This window comes from Stappia sp. 28M-7 (genome assembly GCF_014252955.1).
In the GTDB taxonomy this organism is placed as follows: domain Bacteria; phylum Pseudomonadota; class Alphaproteobacteria; order Rhizobiales; family Stappiaceae; genus Stappia.
Genome location: NZ_JACMIA010000001.1, coordinates 2631545 through 2648250 on the forward strand (window position 1 = coordinate 2631545; position 16706 = coordinate 2648250).

General features: G+C 65.7%; 13 protein-coding genes. 4 read left to right on the forward strand and 9 right to left on the reverse strand.

From position 1 onward, the window contains the following. Positions 1-94 precede the first annotated feature (94 nt). From H7H34_RS11545 to H7H34_RS11555, 3 genes are all read left to right on the forward strand, one after another. Positions 95-736, forward strand: a complete 642-nt coding sequence (locus H7H34_RS11545; RefSeq protein WP_120267777.1) for a CvpA family protein — start codon at positions 95-97, stop codon at positions 734-736. A gap of 144 nt (positions 737-880) precedes the next feature. Continuing rightward, positions 881-2410 carry an amidophosphoribosyltransferase gene (purF, locus tag H7H34_RS11550; protein WP_120267776.1) on the forward strand — a complete coding sequence of 510 codons (1530 nt, stop codon included), beginning with the start codon at positions 881-883 and terminating at the stop codon, positions 2408-2410. 10 nt (positions 2411-2420) lie between these two features. After that, on the forward strand, positions 2421-3164 hold the full coding sequence (locus H7H34_RS11555) for an SDR family NAD(P)-dependent oxidoreductase (protein ID WP_185925267.1): 744 nt from the start codon (positions 2421-2423) through the stop codon (positions 3162-3164). A 109-nt stretch (positions 3165-3273) separates the two neighbouring features. On the opposite strand, the gene pssA is transcribed toward H7H34_RS11555, so the two are convergent. The 9 genes from pssA to cysS all read right to left on the reverse strand — a co-directional run bounded on the left by pssA (position 3274) and on the right by cysS (position 14511). Then, positions 3274-4173, reverse strand: a complete 900-nt coding sequence (gene pssA / locus H7H34_RS11560) for a CDP-diacylglycerol--serine O-phosphatidyltransferase (RefSeq protein ID WP_120267774.1) — start codon at positions 4171-4173, stop codon at positions 3274-3276. A 13-nt stretch (positions 4174-4186) separates the two neighbouring features. Next, positions 4187-4888, reverse strand: a complete 702-nt coding sequence (locus H7H34_RS11565) for a phosphatidylserine decarboxylase (RefSeq protein ID WP_120267773.1) — start codon at positions 4886-4888, stop codon at positions 4187-4189. Positions 4889-5025: 137 nt separating this feature from the next. Then, positions 5026-6975 carry an ABCB family ABC transporter ATP-binding protein/permease gene (locus H7H34_RS11570; RefSeq protein ID WP_185925268.1) on the reverse strand — a complete coding sequence of 650 codons (1950 nt, stop codon included), beginning with the start codon at positions 6973-6975 and terminating at the stop codon, positions 5026-5028. After that, positions 6972-7376 (reverse strand): ArsR/SmtB family transcription factor, encoded by a 405-nt coding sequence (locus H7H34_RS11575; protein ID WP_185925269.1) that lies wholly within the window; start codon positions 7374-7376, stop codon positions 6972-6974. Before H7H34_RS11575 ends, H7H34_RS11570 begins: the two co-directional genes overlap by 4 nt. 160 nt (positions 7377-7536) lie before the next feature. Next, a complete protein-coding gene (locus tag H7H34_RS11580) occupies positions 7537-9687 on the reverse strand; it encodes a TonB-dependent receptor domain-containing protein (RefSeq protein ID WP_371811388.1) in 2151 nt (716 codons plus the stop codon). A 219-nt stretch (positions 9688-9906) separates the two neighbouring features. Beyond that, positions 9907-10836, reverse strand: coding sequence for an EamA family transporter RarD (gene rarD / locus H7H34_RS11585; protein ID WP_185925271.1), 930 nt, complete (start codon positions 10834-10836; stop codon positions 9907-9909). A 34-nt stretch (positions 10837-10870) separates the two neighbouring features. After that, positions 10871-12463 carry a citramalate synthase gene (cimA, locus tag H7H34_RS11590; RefSeq protein WP_185925272.1) on the reverse strand — a complete coding sequence of 531 codons (1593 nt, stop codon included), beginning with the start codon at positions 12461-12463 and terminating at the stop codon, positions 10871-10873. Positions 12464-12529: 66 nt separating this feature from the next. Beyond that, positions 12530-13069 (reverse strand): GFA family protein, encoded by a 540-nt coding sequence (locus tag H7H34_RS11595; protein ID WP_185925273.1) that lies wholly within the window; start codon positions 13067-13069, stop codon positions 12530-12532. After that, positions 13066-14511, reverse strand: coding sequence for a cysteine--tRNA ligase (cysS, locus tag H7H34_RS11600; RefSeq protein WP_185925274.1), 1446 nt, complete (start codon positions 14509-14511; stop codon positions 13066-13068). Before cysS ends, H7H34_RS11595 begins: the two co-directional genes overlap by 4 nt. A 330-nt stretch (positions 14512-14841) precedes the next feature. On the opposite strand from cysS, the gene H7H34_RS11605 reads away from it, so the two are divergent. After that, on the forward strand, positions 14842-16584 hold the full coding sequence (locus H7H34_RS11605; RefSeq protein WP_209006205.1) for a L,D-transpeptidase family protein: 1743 nt from the start codon (positions 14842-14844) through the stop codon (positions 16582-16584). Positions 16585-16706 lie beyond the last annotated feature (122 nt).

Here is a 16706-nt window from a genome sequence, read left to right on the forward strand (position 1 = left end):
CGCGCCGGGCAAGGCAATGAACACCGCGCCCGACCCACGCGGAGAACTGGGTCGACAGGGCGTCTTGCGACGCGATCAGGGACCAGGCCGAGCGATGCCGATCACGCTTCTCGACGGAATCCTTCTCGTCATCATGCTCCTGTCGGCCGTTCTGGCCATGATCCGCGGCTTCGTCCGCGAAGTCCTGTCCATCGCCTCCTGGATCGCGGCTGCCGTTGCCGCCTTCTACCTGCATGGCCATGTCGTTCCCTTCGTGCGCCAGTACATCAACAACGACAACGTTGCCCTAGGCGTTGCCGCGGCCGCCGTCTTCCTGGTTACGCTGATCATCGTCAGCTACATCACGATGCGCATTTCCGACTTCGTGCTCGACAGCCGCATCGGCGCGCTCGACCGCACGCTCGGCTTCGTTTTCGGCGCCCTGCGCGGCCTTCTTCTGGTCGTCGTCGCGATGATGTTCTTCAACTGGTTCGTGCCGCAGGACCAGCCCGCCTGGATCGCCACGGCCAAGTCCAAGCCCGTGATCGACTCGATCGGCAACCGGCTGGTCAACGCCCTTCCGGAGAGCCCGGAAAACACAATTCTCAACCGCATCCGCAATCGCTCCGACAGCGCCCCTGCCGGCACGACGGAAACGCCCGCCACACCGGCACCGGCCGGCGAGGAGCAGGGCTATACCGACAGCGAGCGTCGCGGGATCGAGCAGTTGACGACCTCGGGGTCGTCCACCAACTAAGGCACGTCCGCTAAACGGACCGCATCATGTGACTGAATTCCCCTGTGCCACGGACGGACCGCCCTGCGGTGCCGTCCCTGGTGCGTTTTGAAGGCCCGTCCGGCGGACGCCTCCGCCGCCTGCGGGCAACCAGGAGCCAAGGCCATGGCCTACGCCGATAATCACACCGCCCCCCATCACGCAGACAGCCACGGTTCCGACCGCGACGCAGCCGCCAGGGACTTCTGGCGCGAGGAAATCGAAGGCGACCGCCTCCATGAGGAATGCGGCGTGTTCGGCGTTCTCGGCCATGACGACGCCGCTGCAATCACCGCGCTCGGCCTTCACGCCCTGCAGCACCGCGGCCAGGAAGCCGCCGGCATCGTCACATTCGACGGCAACCAGTTCCGCTCCGAGCGGCATCTCGGCCTCGTCGGCGACCACTTTTCCGACGCCGAGACGATCCGCCGGCTGAGCGGTCCCTACGCCATCGGCCACGTGCGCTACTCGACCTCCGGCGAGACGATCCTGCGCAACGTCCAGCCGCTCTTTGCCGAGCTCGACGGCGGCGGCATCGCCGTGTGTCACAACGGCCACTTCACCAACGCGATGACCCTGCGCCGCAAGCTCATCAAGGAAGGCGCCATCTGCCAGTCCACTTCGGATTCGGAGGTGGTGCTCCAGCTGGTGGCGCGCTCGCGCAAAGACAAGATTGTCGACCGCTTCATCGACGCCATTACCCAGATGGAGGGCGCCTATTCGCTGGTCGCCCTGACCCGCAAGAAGCTGATCGGCGCGCGCGACCCCTATGGCATCCGCCCGCTCGTCCTCGGCGACCTCAACGGCGCCCCGATCTTCGCCTCCGAGACCTGCGCGCTCGACATCATCGGCGCCAAGTTCATCCGCGAAGTGGAGAACGGCGAAGTGGTGGTCTGCACCCCCGGCGGTATCGAAAGCTTCTTCCCCTTCGGTCGTCGCCCTGCCCGCCCCTGCATCTTCGAGTACATCTACTTCTCCCGCCCGGATTCGATCCTCGGCGGGCGCAGCGTCTACGACGTGCGCAAGGAGTTCGGCCGCCAGCTCGCGCTGGAAACGCCGGTCGAGGCGGATGTCATCGTTCCGGTACCCGATTCCGGCGTTCCGGCGGCACTCGGCTTTGCCCATGCGTCCGGCATCCCCTTCGAGCTCGGCATCATCCGGAACCACTATGTGGGCCGCACTTTCATCGAGCCGACCCAGCAGATCCGCACCCTCGGCGTGAAGCTGAAGCACTCCGCCAACCGTGCCCAGATCGAGGGCAAGCGCGTGGTGCTGGTCGACGACAGCCTGGTGCGCGGAACCACGTCGCTGAAGATCGTACAGATGATCCGCGATGCCGGCGCCCGCGAGGTGCACTTCCGCCTCGCCTCCCCGCCGATCCGCTTCTCCGACTATTACGGCATCGACACGCCGGTTCGCGAGAAGCTGCTGGCGGCCAAGTACAGCCTCGATGAGATGCGCAACTATATCGGCGCGGACAGCCTCGCCTTCCTTTCGGTCGACGGCATCTACAAGGCCATCGGCTACGAGGGGCGCAACAACGAGGCGCCGCAGTTCACCGACCATTGCTTCACCGGCGATTATCCGACGCCGCTCACCGACATGGCTGAGGACGGAGATGTCACGCACCTGCCGCGCCTCGTCGAAGTAGGATAACGGACAGAACATGACCAAACGCTTCGAGGGACGGATTGCCGTCGTTACCGGCGCCTCCCGTGGCATCGGCTATTTCACCGCCAAGGCACTGGCCGCCGAGGGAGCGCACGTGATTGCGCTCGCCCGCACGGTCGGCGGCCTGGAGGAGCTCGACGACGAAATCCGTTCGGAAGGTGGCCAGGCAACGCTCGTTCCCGCCGACCTGACGGACTACGACGCCCTCGACCGTCTCGGCGCGGCCATCTTCGAACGGTGGGGCAAGCTCGACGTCCTGATCGGCAATGCCGGCATTCTGGGCGGCCTGTCGCCGCTGGGGCATGTCTCCCCGCGCATCTGGGACAAGGTGATGGCGATCAACGTCACCGCCAACTGGCGCCTGATCCGCTCGCTCGATCCGCTGCTACGCCAGTCGGATGCCGGCCGCGTTCTGTTCCTGTCCTCCGGTGCCGCCCACAAGTGCAAGGCCTTCTGGGGCCCGTACTCCGTGTCGAAGGCCGCCCTGGAGGCCCTGGTGCGCACCTATGTCGCCGAGACGGCGCAAACGCCGATCACCGGCATGCTGGTCAATCCCGGCGCAACGCGCACCGCGATGCGGGCCGAGGCGATGCCGGGCGAGGACCCGCAGACCCTGCCGCATCCGTCCGAGGTGGCAGCGTCCCTGCTCGACTTCGTGGCGCCGGCCAACACGGCCAACGGCAAGCTTTTCGACTTCCCGTCGAAGGAGCTGCGCGACTTCGTACAGGTGTCGTCGTAACGCCGTCACAGGTCTCCCGGACGGCTAGAAACGAAAAAAGCCCTGCGTCCACGACGCAGGGCTTTTTTCTTGAACCTATACGTTCTGCCAGGAAGCCGGAGGCCGCGGACTACGGCGCGTCGTCCTTGTCGTCCTCGCTCAGGTGGTCGAGATCGGTTTCCTCATCCTCGGCCGCCAGACCGTCTTCATCCGTGTCGTCCGATACCGGATCCGCCTTGCGATAGCGCTGGTACCAGTGCCAAGCGAAGGGAATCGAGACCAGGTAGCCGGCAGCCCCGACCGCCAGAACTTCGAACGGGTAGCTCGCCAGCAGCGCCACCAGGAACACCGCCGCCACGAAGAGCGGCAGCACGAGATCGCGGCGCACGCGCGTGCCCAGCTTCTTGCCCGAGAAGGTCGGCAACCGGCTGACCATCAGCAAGGCGATCGCGACCACATAGACCGCGACAGCGGGCGCCAGTTCCGGCCAGTGCGGCAGAATGCCGACGAACTCGAGATAGACCGGGAACAGCACGCTCAAGGCGCCGGCCGGAGCCGGCACGCCGGTGAAGAAGTTCACGGCCCAAGCCGGCTTGTTCGGATCGTCAATCGACACGTTGAAGCGGGCAAGCCTGAGCGCTGCCGAAATCGCGAAGATCAGCGCCGCGATCCAGCCGATGGACCGCACTTCCTGCAGCAGCCAGGAATAAAGGATCAGTGCCGGCGCAACGCCGAAGTTCACAAAGTCGGCGAGGGAATCGAGTTCCGCACCGAATTTCGACGTGCCCTTGAGCAGCCGCGCGACCCGTCCGTCCAACGCGTCCAGCACCGCCGCGATGACGATGGCGCCGATCGCATAGTCCCAACGCGCCTCCAGCGCCATCCGGATGGCCGTGAGGCCGGAGCACAGCGCCAGCAGCGTCACCAGGTTCGGCAGGATCAAGCGCAGCGGCACCCGGCGAAAACGCGGGGCACGACCGCGCCGGCGGCGCGTGGGGCCTGGATCGTAGGGGGCAAAGGGTCCGGTCATCCGTTCCTGCCGATCAGCTGATGCGCGTGAGCACGCTGCCGCGCGTCTCGCCGCCGAGTTCCGCGACCACGGTCTCGCCCGCAATCATCGTCTGACCGACGGCGACCTTCACGCTGGCCTCGTCCGGCAGATAGACGTCGAGCCGCGAGCCGAAGCGGATCAGGCCGAAGCGCTCGCCCGCACCGATATTTTCGCCCTCGCGCACGAAGCAGACGATACGCCGCGCCACAAGGCCGGCGATCTGCACCACGCCGATGCGGGTTTCCCCGCTCTCGATAACGAGGCCGTTGCGCTCGTTCTCCTCGCTCGCCTTGTCGGATTCGGCGTTGAGGAAGCTGCCGGCGCGATAGGCAACGCGGGTGATGCGGCCACCGAACGGCGCGCGGTTCACGTGGCAGTTGAAGACATTCATGAAGATGCAGACGCGCATCATCGGTTCGCTGCCGAGCTCCAGCTCCCGCGGCGGCACCGCCTGCCCGACCTGACAGACCGTTCCGTCGGCGGGCGAAACGATCAGATCGTCGTCGATGGGCGTCACGCGCTGCGGGTCGCGGAAGAAATATGCGACCCATGCGGTCAGGATCAGACCGATCCAGAACAGCGGGTCGACGAACCACCCGACGATCAGCGTCGCCGCACCGGCTCCGGCAACGAAGGGCCAGCCCTCACGGTGGATGGGGACGAAGGTCTTGGTGATCGTATCGGTCAGCGACATGGATGGTTCCGTTTATGACGGCCGGTCGCGGAACGAAAGGTTCCGCAGACAAGGCGAACCCGCCCCTTTTGCACCGGAGCGGGTCGCAAAATCAATCCATGGCGGCACCATGCCTCAGGCAAGGCAGCTTTCGCCTCCTATTCCGCAGGCACGTCCTCGCCGGCACGCGGCCCGCGCACCACGAAGCCTTCACCATCGGCAGTGGCGGCTCGCAGCCGTTCCTCCGCCTCGCTCGCCTCCTGCTGGCGCGCCCACATGGACGCGTAGAGCCCGCCCTTCGCCAACAGCTCCGGATGCCGGCCGCGCTCGACGATGCGGCCCTTTTCCAGCACCAGGATCTCGTCCGCATTGACGACGGTCGACAGACGGTGGGCGATCACCAGGGTCGTGCGGTTGCGCGAGACCTGGTCGAGCGCCGCCTGGATTTCCCGTTCCGTATGGGTGTCCAGCGCCGAGGTCGCCTCGTCGAGGATCAGGATCGGCGGCGCCTTCAGGATCGTGCGGGCAATCGCCACGCGCTGCTTCTCGCCGCCCGACAGCTTCAGTCCGCGCTCGCCCACCTCGGTGCGGTAGCCTTCCGGCAGCGCCGCGATGAAGTCGGCGATCTGGGCCATGCGGGCAGCCTCGTGCACCTCCGCCTCGGTTGCCTCGGGGCGGCCGTAGCGGATGTTGTAGGCGACCGTGTCGTTGAACAGGACCGTGTCCTGCGGAACCATGCCGGTCGCCCGCCGCAGGCTCTCCTGCGTGACGTCCCGCACGTCCTGCCCATCGATGGTGATGCGTCCGCCCGTCACGTCGTAGAAGCGGAACAGCAGCCGCGAAATGGTCGACTTGCCAGCCCCCGACGGCCCGACGATGGCGACCGTGCGCCCGGCCGGAACCTCGAAGGCAATGCCCCGAAGGATCGGCCGGTCGGCATCGTAGTGGAAGGTGACGTCCTCGAAGCGCACGGTGCCGCCTTGAACGGCGAGCGGCGCGGCGCCCGGCCGGTCGGTGATCTCGGCCGGCTGGCCGAGCAGCTGGAACATCGCCTCCAGATCGGTGAGCCCCTGCCGGATCTCGCGGTAGAGGAAGCCGATGAAGTTCAGCGGGATCGAAAGCTGCAGCAGCAGCGCGTTGATCATCACGAAATCGCCGAGGGTCTGGGTGCCGGCCATCACAGCCCGGGCCGACATCACCATGCAGATCGCCGTGGCGATGCCCAGGATGACCGCCTGGCCGAAGTTGAGCCATGCCAGCGAGGTCCAGGTGCGGGTGGCAGCGCGCTCGTAACCGGCCATCGAGCGGTCGAAGCGCTCCGCCTCCATCTGCTCGTTGCCGAAATACTTCACCGTCTCGAAGTTCAGCAGGCTGTCGATGGCCTTGGAATTCGCCTCGGTGTCATTGTCGTTCATCTCGCGGCGGATGGTGATGCGCCAGTTCGAGGTCTGCACTGTGAACCAGGTGTAGGCGACGATCATGACCGCAACGACGGCAACGTAGATCCAGCCGAACTGGTACCAGATCACCGCAGCCATCACGCCGAATTCCATCACCGTCGGAATGCCGTTGAGGATCGTGAAGCGGACGATGTTCTCAATGCCCTTCACGCCGCGCTCGATCACCCGCGACAGGCCGCCGGTACGCCGGGCCAGATGAAACCGCAGCGACAACGCATGCAGGTGGCGGAAGGTCAGGAACGCGAGTTGGCGCACCGCATGTTGGCCGACACGGGCGAACAGCGCGTCGCGCAGCTGGTTGAAGCCGACGAACAGCACCCGCGCGACATTGTAGGCGATGACCAGCATCACCGGCGCCACCAGCCAGGCGGGCAGCACGTCGAGACCGAGCGTGCCGCCGGCAGCCGACGCATCGCCCTGCTGAACGGTCAGCGCATCCGTCGCCCATTTGAAGAAATAGGGAGAGAGCACCGTGACGATCTTCGCCACGACGAGTGCCAGAACGGCAAGGCCGACCCGGGCCTTGAGGTCCGGACGGTCGGACGGCCAGATATACGGCCACAACTGGCCGAGGGTGCGGAAAGTCGAGACCTCGTCCGCCGATATGCGGGGCGCGGGGCCGGGTACGCCTGAGCGGCGGCTGGTCATTCCGTGTCCTTTCGACAGACATCCATGCGTGGCGCGCTCGCCTGCCCCGATACCTCGCCGCAGCATGTCGCGGCAAAAAGCTCTGCGGCGGCACCCTCGACCAGCGCCCGCGCGCCTGCCGTAAGGCGATAGTGGCAGCAGCGGCCGTTCTCCTCCGCCTCGATCAGACCCGCCTCGCGCAGGATGGCGAGATGCTGCGAGACGGTGGACTGCGCCAGCGGCAGACCGCGAACGATGTCGCCGCAAAAGGCACCAGCGCAGGCAGCGAGCGAGGAAACGATCTCCACCCGCACCGGATGCGACAGAGCCTTGAAGATGCGGGCGAGCCGCTCGCTGTCGATGGCGGCAGCAAGCGGGCGGGCCGGCTCGTCGCGGAGCCGCACAGCGGTTCGGTCACGCATGGAATATCCATTCATCGTAATTTACCGATGGATGGGTTCTAATCCGCAGGCCGCCAGCCGGCAAGCGAGGACACAGCTTTTCTTTTTCTCTTCGCAACGAAAAAGGGCGCCCCCTTGCGGGAGCGCCCTGCTCTTGGCTCTGGTTCGCAGGCCGGGAAGATCAGAACTTCAGGCTCGCTCCCACGGTGAAGGTGCGTCCACGTCCCGTCGCCACCCCCGAATAGGCTTCGGCAAATCCGGCATTCGCCGCCATGTAGGACAGGTCTCCCACATTCTCCACCGACGCAAAGAGCTTTCCGTGTTCGCTGAACTGCCACGAGCTGTAGAGGTCAAACAGGACATAGCTGTCGATCGGAAGCGAATTCTGCTCGTCCACAAATGCCTGCACGCTGTCGCCGACATAGTGCATGCGTCCGCCGAACGTGAGTTTCCGGCCCAGGAACCGCGCGCCGATGTCGACAGTGGCGTAGTCGTCCGGCAGGCGTCCGACATCGTTGCCGATCCCGGCGAAATACGGCAGGGGCTGCTTTGTGTCGGCAATCGTGACCGCGACATTGGCATAGGCGAAGCCCGCGTCGTAGCTGCCCTCGATCTCGAACCCATTCATCCGCGTGGTGCCTGCCAGGTTGACCCAGCGCTGCACCGCCCGGCTCTCGCCCGGCTTGCGGTCGAGCCCATAGGTGATGAAATCCTCAATGCGATTATCGAAATAGCCGAGCTTCAGCCGCAGCTTGTCCCCCTGGACGGCAAGGTTGTCCGCAGTGATGTTGGCGCCGATGTCGAGCCCCCACATCTTTTCCGGCACCAGGTCGAGATTGCCGGCAATCGGATCCCCGACGCCGTTGAAGTTGTGCCCGCCGGGATAGAACATCTCGGATGCCGTCGGCGCACGGTAGCTGCGCCCATAGCTCGCATAGAGCTGCAGCCAGTCGGTCGCCCGCGCGGCCAACCCGATGCGCGGGTTCCACTCCTCTCCGCCCCGCGAGGCAAGCTCGGCCGGGCATGCCGGCCCGCCGGCCGGGCAACCTCCTCGTCCCGGCGCGGTGTAGCCGCGTACGCCGTCGAGGTCCCAGGTGTCGTAGCGCAGGCCCAGCGTCAGGTCGAAGATGCCGTAGGAGGCCGTCGCCTCGGCGAAGGTGCCGGTTTTCACCAGCGTTCCGTCGGGATTGGCGCCGCGCTGGTCGTTGCCCTCATAGTCGTCATGCGAGAAGGCAAAGCCGTAATGGAGCTTCAGCCCCACCGCTCCGAAATCGGCCCGGCTGGTATTGGCAAGGTCGAAACCGGTTCCAGTCTGCTTGCCGCGCCGGCCGGCGAAGACGCCCCCTGCCCCTTCGAAGGCAAGATCGGTGATGTTGTGATAGGCGTTGGCCCTCAGGTCGAACCAGTCGCTGTCGGGCGTGAACTCGTAGTTCGCCGTGTAGGTCTGGTTATCGATTGCCCAGTCGTAGCCCCCGCTCTGGACGTAGAATGAGTTGGAGTACCAACGCCCGCCAAGCTTTACGCGGTGGCTGGAGTTGGGTGCCACGGCGACCTTGAACAGGCCCGACTTCGGCATCTGCGAGGGGTCGAACGGCACCTTCCGGCCATCGCCATTGTCGTAGTGGCCGGCCTCGGAAAGACTGTAGGCCCCAACCACACTGATATCGCCTTCGCCGAACGCGGCCCGGGCCGCGCCCGCCGCCATGCCCGACCAGCCGTAATCGTTGGTGCCGGCGCGCCAGGTGGTCATCGCGCCAAACGTCGAACCGGGCTTGAGAACGTCTTCGGGCTCCAGCGTGCGGAAATTGACCCCTCCGGCCAGTGCGCCCATGCCCTCGGCTCCGGTCACCGGGCCGCGGGTCACGCCGACACCCGCCACCAGGTTCGGGTCGACATAGACAAAGTTGTCGAACGTGCCGCCATGGCCCGACAGGTTCGTGAAGGTTTGCGGCACCCCGTCGATGGTTGAGTTCACCCGCCCGAAGCCTTGCAGGCCGCGCACATTCGGCGTGATACCGGGCTGGTCGGACGACTGGCGCGTGAACGTGCCGGCATTCGAGCGCAGCGCCTCGTTGACGTCGCCGCCGAACCTGTCCTGCAGCACTTCGCCGCTCGTATAGCTCGCCGCCGCGTTGCGCTGATAAGGGGTGGTTTCGAAATTCGCCCAAGGCACCGTGATGCGCCGGAGGATCGTGGCCAGACCGGAGGTCGCCTCCCCCTCCTCGCTGGTACTTGTGTCCTGCGCCGATGCGGTGAAGGGGGCGGCCGTCAGCGCCGCCAGCCATAGGGTCACGAATGCGGCCTGCCTGCCGCGGTCGCCAAATCTGCTCACTTGAAGCCTCCTGTCGTGCGATTGTGTCGCTGGCGGCTCGAGCAGAAGGTCTGCAAAGGCATGCTGGCTGTGGCGGCGCGCCGTACCCCCGGCGCGCCCTTGCAGCCGCAACCTAAAAATATGACTCATAGAGTCAAGTTTTAATTCTTAGGAATTTCAAAGCCTTGCGTGACGCAACGGCAAAACGTTTCGGATCTTGTGAACAACAAGTCAGGGAGCCTAGCTGCGCGAGCGCTCGTGTCTGACCAGCGTGTCGGTGGTGAAGATGGCCAGCGAGATCCAGATGAGACCGAAGGTCGCCAGCCGCACCGGCTCCACATCCTCGCCATAGACATAGAGCGCCAGCAGAAACTGGATGCTCGGCGCGATGTACTGCATCAGGCCCACTGCCGTCAGCGACAGCCGCCTTGCACCGGCGGCGAACAGCGCCAGCGGCACCGCCGTCACGACACCGGTGCCCAGCAGCAGCAGGAACAGGCCTGGCCGGTCGACCGGCCACACGTCCGCCATTGCAGCGCTCCCGCCGGTAACACCGGCATAAACCAGATAGGCCAGGGCAAACGGCGCCAGCACGATCGCCTCGACCATCAGTCCGGGCGAAGCGCCAACCGCCACCGTCTTGCGCACGTAGCCGTAGACGCCAAAGGAGAAGGCCAGCGCGACGGAGACCCAGGGAAACCCGCCAAGCGCCATTGCCTGCACGGCAACGGCAATGCTCGCCAGCACGATTGCCACCGTCTGCCAGCGGCTCAGCGTTTCCTTGAGCACCACGAGCCCGATGGCGACCGAAACCAGCGGATTGGCGAAATAGCCAAAACTCACTTCCAGAATACGCCCGCGCTCCACCGCCCAGATGAACACCAGCCAGTTGATGGAGATCACCGTCGCCGACAGCGCCAGCTTGGACAGCGTCGCGGGATCGCACAGGATGGCTCCCACCTCCCCGAGCTTGCCGCGCAGCCCCAGGAAAATCGCCAGGAACAGCACCGACCACAGGATCCGGTGGGCAACCACCAGATCCGCCGGGATCGCCGACGTCCACTTGTAGTAGGCCGGCAGGAAGCCCCACAGCAGGAAAGCCGAGAGGGCGAAGGCAAGGCCGAGGCGCCGCTCGGCGTCGGCCGCCGCGGCTGTCGGTTGGGAGGTCATGGTCGCGTGGTCCGCTGGGCTGCGAGGCTGCCCGTCAGAGCCCGGCCTTCAGCAGCGTGTAGGTGTGGGAATCGATGAGCGCCTGAAATGACGCATCGACGATATTGCCCGAAACGCCGATCGTGAACCAGCGTTTGTGCGTCCTCTTGTTGTAGCTCTCGATCAATACGCGCGTTACGGCATCCGTGCCGCCGTTGAGGATACGCACCTTGAAGTCGGTCAGCTCCATCTCGTCGACGACCGACTGGTAGCGCCCCAGGTCCTTGCGCAGGGCCGTGTCGAGCGCATTGACAGGACCGTTGCCCTCGCCCACCGACATATGCGTCTCGCCGTCGATGTCGATCTTCACCACCGCCTCGGAAACCGTGACCAGCTCGCCGATGGCGTTGAAGCGGCGCTCGACCATCACGCGGAACGAATGCACATCGAAATAGCGCGGCACCTCGCCGAGCCTGCGGCGCGCCAGCAACTCGAACGAGGCATCCGCCGCCTCATAGGCATAGCCCTGTGCCTCGCGCTCCTTGACGTCCGCCAGCAGCGTGTCGAGCCGCGGGTCGGCCTTGTCGACGGCGATACCGAGCCGGGCGAGCTCGCCGATCAGGTTCGACTTGCCGGCCTGGTCGGAAACCAGGACCCGGCGCCGGTTGCCGACGGTCTCCGGCGGCACATGCTCGTAGGTCTCCGGCTCCTTCAGGATCGCCGAGGCATGGATGCCGGCCTTGGTGGCGAAGGCGTTCTCACCAACATAGGGCGCGTGCCGGTCCGGTGACCGGTTGATGATCTCGTCGAAGGCGCGCGAGATCGAGGTGATGTCGGCCAGCGCCTCTGTGCTCACGCCCAGCTCGAACCGGTCCTTGTAGGGAGACTTGAGCATCAGGGTCGGCACGAGCGTCACAAGGTTGGCATTGCCGCAGCGCTCGCCGATGCCGTTGAGCGTGCCCTGGACCTGGCGCACGCCGGCTGCGACGGCCGCCAGCGAATTGGCGACCGCGTGCCCGGTATCGTCATGCGCGTGAATGCCCAGACGCGCGCCGGGCACATGCGCGGTGACTGCTCCGACGATCTCCATGATCTCCGAGGGCAGCGTGCCGCCATTGGTGTCGCACAACACCACCCAGCGCGCGCCGGCCTCATAGGCGGTCTTCGCGCAGGCCAGTGCGTAGGCGGGGTTGGCCTTGTAGCCGTCGAAGAAGTGCTCGCAGTCGATCATCGCCTCGCGGCCGCTCGCCACCACCGCCTCGACGCTGTCGCGGATCGAGTCGAGGTTCTCCTCGTTGGTGCAGCCCAGCGCCACGCGCACGTGGTAGTCCCAGCTTTTGGCGACGAGGCACACCGCCTCCGCCGCCGAGCCCAGGATCATCTGCAGCCCCGGATCATTGGCGGCCGAGCGCCCTGCCCTCTTGGTCATGCCGAAGGCGGTGAAGGTCGCCGCCGCCGTGCGCTTCGCCTCGAAAAAGGCCGTGTCGGTCGGATTGGCGCCCGGATAGCCGCCCTCCACGTAGTCAACACCCAGCCGGTCCAGCAGCTCCGCAATCACGATCTTCTCCTCCACCGAGAAGTCGATGCCGGCCGTCTGCGCTCCATCGCGCAGCGTCGTGTCGAACAGGTAGAGGCGTTCGCGTGTCATGGTCTGGTCCTTGGGGTCGCCGGCCTTTGCGGCCGGTCGTTCGTGGATGGGATCCGGCTGTGCCGGTCAGGTCTTCTTGCGCGGCAGGTGAGAGGGAGCATTCGACCAGGCGTCCTGCGGCCACTCGTCGGGCGGCCAGCTCTGCGTCTCCTGGTCGGGGTGCTGGTTGGAGCGGATGGAAGCGAGGAACGAAGCCGCCTCGAGGTCGTCCATCGTGTCGCGCTTGGGCAGCGACGACACGGCGTCGACATAGGGGAGCTTCGCCTCCACGCCGTACTGGATGGTCGGGGAGATCTCTTCCGGATGGTCGAATGCACCGATGGCCAGCGCCAGCTTGTCGCCCGGCTCCTCATAGGTGAGCGGCGTCCCGCAGGACGGGCAGAAGCCGCGGGTCACATGGTTGGAGGAGCGAAAATGCGCCGGCTCGCCGCGCGTCCATGTCAGCTGCGGGCGCTCGATCGCGACCAAGGGCGCATAGAACCCGCCGAAGGCCTTCTGGCACATGCGGCAATGGCAGATCGAGGCATTGCCCAGCGCGCCCTCGACACGGAAGCGGATCGCCCCGCACTGACACCCACCGGTCTTCACTGCGTTGCTCTCAGTCATTGCACCAACTCCCAGGTGGTCACGCGCTTGCCAGTGGCGGCGTCCTTGCCGTCCTTCAGCACAACGCCGGCATCCGCCAGTTCAGCGCGGATGCGGTCGGCCTCTCCCCAGTCCTTCGCCTCGATGAAGGCAAGACGCTCGGCGATGCGGGCATCCACCTTCGCCACCAGTTCGGGATCGGCGGCCGCTTCCTGAACCGCCTCGACGGCAGCACGGATTTCGGCAAGGTCGAAGCCGAGGAAGCCCAGCGCATCGGCAAGGGCCTGGGCAGCTGCGGTATCGCCGCTGCGGGCCTCGCGCGCGAGCCCGTGCAGAGCGGCAATGGCCCGCGGCGTGTTGAGGTCGTCGCACAGCGCCTCGACCAAGGCTTCCGGTGGCTGGGCGTCCGTCGACGGTTGCACGCCCGCACGATTGATCAGATCGTCCCAACGCTGCAGCAGCCCTTCCGCCTCTTCCAGGGCCTTTTCGGTGAAGTCGAGCGGCTGGCGATACTGCGTCATCAGGAGGACGAGCCGGATGGCCATGCCCGGCCAGCGACGACCGCCCACCTTCTCGGTCTCCAGCAGGTCATGCAGGGTGATGAAGTTGCCGAGCGATTTCGACATCTTCTCGCCTTCTACCTGCAGGAAGCCGTTATGCAGCCAGTAGCGCGCCATCAGCTTGGTGCCGTGCGCGCAGCAGGACTGGGCGATCTCGTTCTCGTGATGCGGGAAGATGAGATCAAGCCCGCCGCCATGGATGTCGAAGACGGGGCCCAGGTGATGGGCGCTCATCACCGAGCACTCGATATGCCAGCCCGGACGCCCGCGTCCCCACGGGCTGTCCCAGCCCGGCTCGTCCTCGGATGAGAGCTTCCACAGCACGAAGTCGCCGGGGTTCTTCTTGTGGGCATCGACCGCGATCCGGGCGCCGGCCTTCTGGTCTTCCAGATTGCGCTTGGACAATTCGCCGTAAGCCGGCATCGAGCCGGTATCGAACAGCACCTCGCCTTCCGCCTCGTAGGCATGGCCCTTGGCGATCAGCGTGCCGATCATCTCGATCATTCCGCCGATATGGGCAGTGGCGCGCGGCTCGTGCGTAGGCGACAGGCAGCCCAGCGCCTTCACGTCCGCATGGAACTGATCGGCGGTCTTGCCCGTTACCCTGGCGATCGCATCGTTGAGCGGGAGGTCGGGATAGTCGCGCAGGGCCCGCGCGTTGATCTTGTCGTCCACGTCGGTGATGTTGCGCACATAGGTGACGTGGGCCTGCCCGTAGAGATGGCGCAGCAGGCGGAACAGCACGTCGAACACGACGACGGGCCGGGCATTGCCGATATGGGCATAGTCATAGACCGTCGGTCCGCACACATACATGCGCACGTTCCCGGCGTCCTCCGGCTCGAAGTCTTCCTTCGCCCGAGTCAGCGTGTTGGTCAGTTTCAATCGATGAGCGGGAAGCATGATCGGTCGTCTCCTGGCCGGCTGGCCGGGGCGTCCGTCTCATCTCCCTTGCCGGAGAGCTTCACGCATGAGGGGAACGGCCACAGCCAGCTTTGTCGCTAGCTGCAAATAATGAGAATCGAAATGGTCTTCCGATGGGCCGTGCACATGGCAAGTGTTCTGACCCGTTTGCCTGGCCCGGTCAAGCGCCAAAAGGCGGTTTGCCGCGCTTCGCAGCGGCTTTTCGCTGGCGTCCGCGGCGTGTCCTGCATCACACTGGCCTTGAGGAGACTCCGTCATATTAGGGCTGCGGCTCCACCGTATGATGGAGGACATTTGTGGGAGGAAATCATGAGCTCTTTCGCCTGTAAGACCCGGTTCCGGCCGGTTGCGCTCGGGCGTCTCGCCAGCGCGGCCCCGGCGCTCGCCCTTGCTGTGCTGCTGTCCGGCACTGCGGTGCCGGCGTTTGCCCAGTCCGCCCTGCCGGTGGAAAGCGCTCCTACGGGCAGCATCCAGGTGGGCGAAGCGCACCTGCCGACCGATCCGCTCGCCATGGCGATTGCCCGCGAGCTGTCGGTCAACACGACCGTGATGCTCGACGCGTCGGCCAATGCCGGCAGCGAGGAAGAGCTCGAGCTCGGCATCCAGGGCTATTACGAGAACCGCGTGTTCCAGCCCCTGTGGGTCAGCGACCAGGGTCTCAACCCCCATGGCGAACTCCTGCTCGGCGCCTTCGAGAAGGCCGGCGACCACGCGCTCGACCCGGCCGATTATGCTCCCGACCGACTGCGCCAGCTGGCCAGCACAGCCACCGATATCGACAGCCTCGCGGAGCTGGAGGTCGCGATCTCCAACACGTTCGTCACCTATGCCAACCATCTCACGGCCGGCCGGGTGAAGCCCAACGAGGTCAACCGTTCGCTCAACCTCTTCCCCAAGGCGCCGGATCCGGCAATGCTGCTGGAATTCGTCGACACGTCCGAGGATTTCGCCTCCGCCATCGAGGGGCTCTCTCCCAACACGCCCAACTATGCAAGGCTGAAGACGGCGCTTGCTGACTACCGCGCCAAGGAGGCCGCCGGCGGCTTTACCGTCGTTCCCGAAGGCGAGACCCTGAAGCCGGGCATGACCGACACACGCGCAGAAGCGCTGCGCACCCGTCTGGCCGAGCAGGATCTCTTCACCCCCGGCAGCCATTCGGGCGATGTCTATGACGGCGCGCTGGTCGAGGCGGTGAAGCTGTTCCAGGAGCGCCACGGCCTGGAGGTGGACGGCGTCATCGGCAAGAACACGCTCGCCGAGATCAACGTGCCGATCTCCAGGCGCATCGACCAGATGGAGCTCAACATGGAGCGCCGGCGCTGGATGCCGGACGATCTCGGCTCCCGCTATGTCTTCGTCAACCTGGCCGACCAGAACCTCAAGGTCGTTGAGAACGACAAGACCGTGCACACGACCCGCGTGGTCGTCGGCAAGCCGTACCACGCCACCCCGGTCTTTTCCGACGAGATGACCTATGCGGAGGTGAACCCCTACTGGACGGTGCCCTACTCCATCGCCACGACGGAGTACCTGCCGATGCTCCAGCGCGATCCCGGCTCCCTGCTGGCGAAGAACATCCGCGTCTTCTCCGGCAACCGCGAGATCGATCCCTGGTCGGTCGCCTGGGGCTCCTACAGCCGCGCCAGCTTCCCCTTCACGCTGCGACAGGACCCCGGCGAGGGCAATGCGCTCGGCCGCATCAAGTTCATGTTCCCGAACAAGTTCAACATCTACATCCACGATACGCCATCGAAGTCGCTGTTCGACCGGGCCCAGCGCTCCTTCAGCCATGGCTGCATCCGCGCCGAGGACCCGTTCGACCTCGGCCAGGCGCTGCTCGGCCCGGACGGCTGGACCAAGGACAAGCTGGAGGCGGTGCGCAACAGCCGCGAACGCCGGGTGATCAAGCTGTCCAAGCCGCTGCCCGTCCACCTCACCTACCTGACCGCATGGGTGAACAAGGACGGTTCGGTCCACTTCCGCCGCGACATCTACGACCGCGACAAGGTGCTGGCCAAGGCGATCGCCCAGTTGCGGCCCGCCAATCTCTGACGGACGGATCGCCCGTCCCGCTCGCTCACACAGAAAGGCGCCGCCACGCAAGGGGCGGCGCCTTTACCATTGTGAACGGCACATAAAAGGGCGCCTCAGCACGGGTTCAGCCGCGCCATTGC

What these genes read in the sequence shown, in the direction of transcription:
- cimA (WP_185925272.1), bottom strand. Translation starts at nt 12,463, where the DNA reads ATGACACGCGAACGCCTCTACCTGTTCGACACGACGCTGCGCGATGGA.
- H7H34_RS11570 (WP_185925268.1), bottom strand. Translation starts at nt 6,975, where the DNA reads ATGACCAGCCGCCGCTCAGGCGTACCCGGCCCCGCGCCCCGCATATCG.
- H7H34_RS11565 (WP_120267773.1), bottom strand. Translation starts at nt 4,888, where the DNA reads ATGTCGCTGACCGATACGATCACCAAGACCTTCGTCCCCATCCACCGT.
- rarD (WP_185925271.1), bottom strand. Translation starts at nt 10,836, where the DNA reads ATGACCTCCCAACCGACAGCCGCGGCGGCCGACGCCGAGCGGCGCCTC.
- H7H34_RS11605 (WP_209006205.1), top strand. Translation starts at nt 14,842, where the DNA reads ATGAGCTCTTTCGCCTGTAAGACCCGGTTCCGGCCGGTTGCGCTCGGG.
- H7H34_RS11545 (WP_120267777.1), top strand. Translation starts at nt 95, where the DNA reads ATGCCGATCACGCTTCTCGACGGAATCCTTCTCGTCATCATGCTCCTG.
- H7H34_RS11555 (WP_185925267.1), top strand. Translation starts at nt 2,421, where the DNA reads ATGACCAAACGCTTCGAGGGACGGATTGCCGTCGTTACCGGCGCCTCC.
- pssA (WP_120267774.1), bottom strand. Translation starts at nt 4,173, where the DNA reads ATGACCGGACCCTTTGCCCCCTACGATCCAGGCCCCACGCGCCGCCGG.
- H7H34_RS11595 (WP_185925273.1), bottom strand. Translation starts at nt 13,069, where the DNA reads ATGACTGAGAGCAACGCAGTGAAGACCGGTGGGTGTCAGTGCGGGGCG.
- cysS (WP_185925274.1), bottom strand. Translation starts at nt 14,511, where the DNA reads ATGCTTCCCGCTCATCGATTGAAACTGACCAACACGCTGACTCGGGCG.
- purF (WP_120267776.1), top strand. Translation starts at nt 881, where the DNA reads ATGGCCTACGCCGATAATCACACCGCCCCCCATCACGCAGACAGCCAC.
- H7H34_RS11575 (WP_185925269.1), bottom strand. Translation starts at nt 7,376, where the DNA reads ATGCGTGACCGAACCGCTGTGCGGCTCCGCGACGAGCCGGCCCGCCCG.